Annotated in this window: 5 protein-coding genes and 1 pseudogene; 1 reads left to right on the top strand and 5 read right to left on the bottom strand. The window is 58.7% G+C overall.

Annotated elements, in window-relative coordinates; translation table 11 throughout:
* The 4 genes and pseudogenes from ACQRA4_RS13385 to efp all read right to left on the bottom strand — a co-directional run.
* Nucleotides 1–77 (bottom strand): annotated as a pseudogene (locus ACQRA4_RS13385) (IS1595 family transposase); the annotation flags it as partial.
* A gap of 134 nt (nt 78–211) precedes the next feature.
* Entirely contained in the window at nt 212–889 is a 678-nt protein-coding gene (gene lolA, locus ACQRA4_RS13380; RefSeq protein WP_427823558.1) for an outer membrane lipoprotein chaperone LolA, read from the bottom strand.
* Between the two features lie 28 nt (nt 890–917).
* A complete protein-coding gene (locus tag ACQRA4_RS13375; RefSeq protein WP_427823557.1) occupies nt 918–3,299 on the bottom strand; it encodes a DNA translocase FtsK in 2,382 nt (793 codons plus the stop codon).
* Nucleotides 3,300–3,374: 75 nt separating this feature from the next.
* A complete protein-coding gene (gene efp, locus ACQRA4_RS13370) occupies nt 3,375–3,932 on the bottom strand; it encodes an elongation factor P (protein WP_427823556.1) in 558 nt (185 codons plus the stop codon).
* A 195-nt stretch (nt 3,933–4,127) separates the two neighbouring features.
* On the opposite strand from efp, the gene yihA reads away from it, so the two are divergent.
* Nucleotides 4,128–4,742 carry a ribosome biogenesis GTP-binding protein YihA/YsxC gene (yihA, locus tag ACQRA4_RS13365; RefSeq protein ID WP_427823555.1) on the top strand — a complete coding sequence of 205 codons (615 nt, stop codon included), beginning with the start codon at nt 4,128–4,130 and terminating at the stop codon, nt 4,740–4,742.
* A 13-nt stretch (nt 4,743–4,755) separates the two neighbouring features.
* Here yihA and ACQRA4_RS13360 read toward each other — a convergent pair whose 3' ends face one another.
* Complete coding sequence (locus ACQRA4_RS13360) at nt 4,756–6,222, bottom strand: cation diffusion facilitator family transporter (RefSeq protein ID WP_427823554.1); 1,467 nt, start codon at nt 6,220–6,222, stop codon at nt 4,756–4,758.
* Nucleotides 6,223–6,254: the final 32 nt, after the last annotated feature.

The following is a 6,254-nucleotide window of genomic DNA, read 5'->3' as shown; positions in this document are numbered from 1 at the left end:
CCAACGGAAAAAAGCTCCACAAGTTGCCGAATTTTTGCCTCAGAAATTCTTGAACGATATGCGTACTTGTTTTTCATTGGCATGACTAGCTGGATAACCTTTTTAGCCCATCTCAGCTAGTCAAGAGCCATAAAATATAGCGAAATTCATCCCACAATCCGGCTTCGCGCCGAATTATATGATGCCTTCACTGTCACTTGCGCATGCCGGCTTATTTGAAGAGTTCCCGCTCCGGCACATCGCGGTCAATGCGATCTTCCACATCAATGCCCCTGGGCGGCGTAAAGCTGAAATCGGCAGCGTTGAGACGCGCATCGGCCTTGAAGGAAAGAAAACGAACCTCATTGGTATTGCCGTAGAAATCCACAATGCTTGCCCGGCGAATGCAGCCGCTGTCCGGCTCCACCCAGATCAGGGCTTCCACCATCTGCGGCGCGGGTTCTTTGGGGTAGAGGCGCAACCTGGCCAAGCCCTGCTCATCGCCTTCAGGCTTGACCTCAAAATCCTTGGTCAGCGCCGCCTGGCCGGTAATTACCTGAATAATGCTGCGCGAATCGCGCACCAGGCTTGGAGGATAGCGGTAGGCCACCTCCTCGTCAGGCAGGTAATCCCAAATTTCCTTGGCAGTGACCACCAGTGTTTCCTCATGCGGCTTGGCGGTCTGCCAGCGTATCAGCAGGGGCTTCTGAAACAGCAGGCTGCCCCGCCGCCGTTCCACCGAGCCGCTTTCCTTGTGCGTGAGCGTCTGCTCAAATTCCGCGGAGAAAGACTTCAATGTTTCATAGCGCTGCCGGATGATTGAAGCCAGATCAGCCGCCACGACGGCAGAGACTGAAAACAGCGCGCAAAACACAATGCCCGCTAGGCATAAGATGCCGGCTCTGCGCATATGGAACCTCCGTTGAATCATCAGTGTGCTATCTGACCACAGGCCGGGGCTTGCTGCCGTCAGCCGGGCCGATAATGCCATCCATCTCCAATTGTTCCACAAGACGGGCGGCACGGTTAAAGCCGATTTTGAAACGCCGCTGCACCAGAGAAATAGAGGCGCGCCCCTGTTCGCTGACAAAGGCCTGCACTTCGGCATAGAGAGGATCCTGGGCCGCATCCCCGCCACCGCCCGTACCCTGGCCTGAAGCGTTCTCCACGTTCCACTGGGCAAAGTCCACCTGATAGGAAGGGCTCAGATGCCTTTTCCAGTGCCGCACAACGGACTGCACTTCTTCATCGCTCAGAAAAGGCCCGTGCAGGCGTTGCAAACGGCCGCCGCTGGGTTTGAAAAGCATGTCGCCCCGCCCCAGCAGATGCTCTGCCCCCACCTGATCCAGAATGGTGCGCGAGTCATGCTTGGAAGTGACCTGAAAAGAAATGCGGCAAGGGAAGTTGGCCTTGATCAGACCGGTGACCACGTCCACGCTGGGCCGCTGTGTGGCCAGAATCATGTGAATGCCCGCCGCTCTCGCCAATTGGGCCAGACGTACAATGCTTGTTTCAACTTCACGGGCGGCGGTCATCATCAAGTCAGCCAGTTCGTCAATGACAATGACCAGATAGGGCAATGGCTCCAGATCCGCAAAATCGGGCGGCAGCTCGTTTTTGAATGCCGCCAGCTTCTGGTTGAAGCCCGCCACATTGCGCACGCCCAGGCGAGCCATGGATTCGTAGCGGCGGTCCATTTCGTGCACAGCCCAGTCCAGGGCGTTTTTGGCCTCGGACATTTCTGTGACCACAGGATGAACCAGATGCGGCTCATCAGCGTAGACAGCCATTTCGATACGCTTGGGATCCACCAGCAAAAGGCGCATGTCCTGCGGCTGGGTGTGGTAGAGCAGGCTGATCAGAATGCCGTTGAGGCAAACGCTTTTGCCCGCGCCTGTAGCGCCGGCCACCAGCAGGTGCGGCATGCGCGTCAGATCGGCCATGAAAGGCTTGCCCGCAATGTCCTTGCCGAGAATCATGGTCAGCGGGCCACAACCCTTGCGAAAGGCCTCAGAGGCGGCCAGCTCCCTAAAGTTAACCGTCTCACGGTTATCATTGGGAATTTCTATGCCAACGGTATCCGAGCCGGGAATAGGCGCTTGAATGCGCACTGCCATGGCCTTGAGCGTCAAAGCCAGATCATCGCTGAGATTGGCTATGCGGCTGACGCGAATGCCGGGGGCGGGACGCACTTCATACATGGTCACCACCGGCCCGGGGGTAATGCGCACCAGTTCGCCCTGAATGTCAAAATCCTTGAGGCAGGCCATCAATGCCTTGCCCTTGCCCTCGCGGTCTTCGCGACCGCCGGGGGCGGCTTTTGGCGGCGGCGCAAGCAGATCCAGCGAGGGAAGCGGCACAGGCGCCTTTTTGCCGAGCGCGGCGGTAATCAGATTGCCCCAGACACGTTTTTGGGGTTCCGTCTTTTCCGCGACCGGGGCGGCAGGCTCTTCCGCCTCTGGCGCGGAAAGCGCCCGCGCGTTTTCCGCCGGAGGTTCTTCCCTCTTCGGCGTCGCACCGGCAGGCGGGATGCCCAGGTCTTCCGTCACCGCAAAGGGGTCGTCATTGTCTTCATCCACAGAGGGCGAGGCGGGACGCACAGGTTCCGAAGCAGGGGACGCGCCCCGCTTTTCCCAGGCCTCTGCGGGCGTATCTTCATAAACTTCAGGCAGCGAATCCGCAGTGGGGCGAAGATTTCCCAGCCTGTCCCGCCACTGGGCCAGAAAATTCCACCGCGGCAGGCGCGGGCGCGGCAGTTGCCGGAACCAGGGTGAACTTTCGGCATCAGAAGCTGTTTCGACATCGCGGGATTTGCCGTAAAACTGCCCAGCAAATCCGCCGCGCAGCCAATGGCCAAGGCGCGCCGCCAGGCTGAACCAGGAAATGTTGCAGGCCAGTTGCAGGCCCACCAGAAGGACAAAAAGCCACAGCAGCGCTGAGCCGCCGGGGCTCAGATAACGGCTGGCGTTAGTGTGCAGGGCCCTGCCCACCATGCCGCCCCCCCAGAGATCGCCCAAAGAGAGATCCCATGCCGCGCCCATGACCAGCAGACAGACGGTCAGCAGGAAAAAGCCGCACCATCGCCACCAGTGCATGGCATAGGAAGAGGAAACATAGGCCGCACCCAGCGCGCCGAAGACAAGCGGCCAGAGCAAGGCGGCCACTCCGAAGACGTCGTTGAGAAAGCCCGCCGCGTAGGCGCCAAACAATCCGGCCTTGTTTTGCACTTCCCCGGCCCCGCTGACCACATGATTGAGGCTGGGATCGTTGGAGTCGAAGCTGACCAGGCTGAGCAAGAGCAGCAAGGCCCAAAAGAGCAAAAAAAGGCCGAAGAGTTCACGGCTGAATTTATGTGCGTCCGTAGGGCTATCCTCCCGGACAAAACACTGCTGAAATCATTCCCGCCCCAGATATTCCTTGGTGCGGGTATCCACCTTGATCCGGTCGCCGGTATTCACAAAAATCGGCACCTGCACCGTGATGCCGGTTTCCAGTTTGGCGGCCTTGGTTACGTTGCTCACGGTGTCGCCCTTGGCGCCGGGTTCGGTTTCCGTCACTTCCAGCACCAGGCTCAACGGAATGTCGATATCCAGGGGATTGCCCTTGTAGAGCAGCACACGGCATTCCTGTCCGTCCTTGAGAAAGCCTTCCTTGCCGCCGGTGGAAGCGGCGGGCATCTGCAATTGCTCGTAATTGGTCATATCCATGAAAATCAGTTCGTCATCCTGACGATAGAGGAACTGCATGTCACGGGTTTCCATATCCGGCTTGCCGACTTTTTCACCGGAACGGAAGGTGATGTCCTGCATGCGGCCGGTGAGTATGTTGCGCAGCTTGGTACGAACCATTGCGCCGCCCTTGCCGGGCTTGAAATGCTGAAAATCCACTATTTCGTAAGGGATGCCTTCCACTTCGATCTTGAGGCCCTTGCGAAAATCGGTGGTTGAATACATGTGTTCCTCCTGCCATGCCGCTGCATGTTCTGTATGGACGAAAATAACGCCGAACTCAATTGCCAAGCGGCGCGAGAGCGGCTACCGTATGCCGGGCGTGATTCTTCACGACCGTTTGTTGTTCCGAATTGAGTATACTTGTTGAAAACCGTCCGTTTGTCAATATCTAAAGCTCAAGTTTTACATGAGGTTTTTATGGCCGCCACCCTTACTCTGGAGACGACAGCCTATACGCTGGATCAGCTTCTGGCCCTGAGTGATGCGCAGATTGCCTTGGCCGGCCGCTCCAATGTAGGCAAATCTTCCCTGATCAATGCCCTGGCCGGTCGCAAAAAACTGGCCAAGGTCAGCGCCACGCCGGGCAAAACGCGTTCCGTCAATTTTTACAGAGTGGAGCCGCAGCATTTTTATCTGGTGGATCTGCCCGGCTACGGCTACGCCAGGGCCAGTCATGAAGAACGCCGCAACTGGGCGAAACTGCTTGAGCACTATCTTTCTGACTGCAAAACGCTCAAGGCTCTGGCTTTGTTGCTGGATTGCCGCCTGCCTCCGCAGAAGATTGATCTGGAGCTGGCCTCCTTTGCCCGCGCATGCCGCCTCCCCTTGCTGCCCGTACTGACAAAGACCGATAAGTGCAAACAGCGTGAACGCGCTTTGCGGCAAAGGGAATGGCATGATCTGCTGGCTGTCAGACCACTCCTGACTTCTTCCAGCAGCCGTCTGGGCATGGAGGAGCTCTGGCGCGCGCTGATTGAAATCGCCGTTCCCGGCATTGCGGATGCCGACAGCGCGCCGGCCACAAGCGAGTAAAGGCTGGCTCAGGTCAACTCGTCCGTTGCGAGGCCGTGACGCTGTCCGGTTCCACATGAACAATTATCCTGCCCAGTGGCGGCACAGCGCCGCGTAGGCGCTTTTCCAGCCGTACGCAAATGCTGTGAACCTCCTCAACACTCAGTTTGCCGCTGATTCCGCAATGAAAAGAAATGCAGATACCCTGCTCCGGCAATTCGTAGGTCGAAAATTTATGCGGATCACAGAGCAAGGGCTCATTTTCCACCGCTATTTGCACTTCCCGCCAGGCCAGCTCGGCCAGAGGCATGGAAACGGCCGCTCCGGCGTGTAAAGCGCTGGCCGCGTTCTCTGGTTCCAGATGACTGACCACCTCCACGCCGGGCAGCGCCTGGCGCAGTTCCTCCTCAAAGGGGCGCACCCGCGCGTAGGCTTCGGCGTACGGCAGGTCGCCGGGCAACTCCACATGCAGTTCAATATGAAACAGCCCCCCGGTTCGCAGCACATGCACATTATGTATCGCCAAGCCATGCTCCGAAGCCGTGCGTTGCACAAGAGAAAAGGGGTTGTCCTCTTTTCCGGCGCGCGCGCTCTGAGGTTCCACATGCACCGTCACATCCGCGCCCGGCAAAATGGCGGCCACGACCTGCTCGGCTTCATGGGCCAGCTTGTGCCCGTCGCGGACACGTATGCCCGGCTCCACTCCTATGGTCAGATCCACAAAGGTCTGCGAACCGCTGCTGCGCAAACGCACCCGCCGCACGTCCGTGACGCCCGGCACGCTCCACACGGCTTTGATTACTGCCCCCCTCTCCTTTGTGGAGCTGGAATCCATCAGCGTGTTGATGGATTCCGCAGCCATGCGCAGACTGGCGCGCAAGATGAGCAGGGCCACTATCAGGGCCGCCACGGTGTCGGCCTGGGCCAGCAGCCGATAGAGCGGTTCCGGCAGATTCAGGGCGGAGGCGAGCCATACGGCCAGCACGCCGACCAGCACCACACCCGAAGAAAGGATGTCGGTTGCGAAATGCAGGGCATCGGCCTCCAGAGCCTGGCTCTTGTATTGTCGGGCCACCTTGCGCAAAATACGCACACGGTTGATGTCAACGGCCATGGAAACAGCCATGACAACCACCCCCCAGAGCGAAGGCGTAACAGGACTGACGCCGTCCAGCAGTCGATGCACGCCTTCATAGAGCACCCAAAAGCAGGTCATAAACAGCAGCAGCGTCTCAGCCAGGGCGGAAAGATTTTCTATTTTGCCGTGTCCATAGGGATGACGGCTGTCAGCGGGGCGGGTGGAAATGCGCACCGCCGCCAGGGTCATGGCCGCGGCCAGCAGGTCAAGACCACTGTGCAAGGCCTCGGAAAGTATGCCCAGGCTGTTGGTATACAGGCCGACCGCAAGCTTCAGGGCTGTCAGGGCAAGAGCCGCGAACAGCGAGGCCAGCGCCGCGCGCCGCTTTTCGGCGGCGCCGTCATCATGCCGGAGAGTCTCCATGAATGCTCCTCAAGCAAAGTAATTTTAACATT

The sequence above is a fragment of the Desulfovibrio sp. SGI.169 genome (assembly GCF_050313595.1).
In the GTDB taxonomy this organism is placed as follows: Bacteria; Desulfobacterota; Desulfovibrionia; order Desulfovibrionales; family Desulfovibrionaceae; genus Desulfovibrio.
Note: the sequence above shows the minus strand (reverse complement) of the source record. Positions and strands in the feature narration are given on the sequence as shown.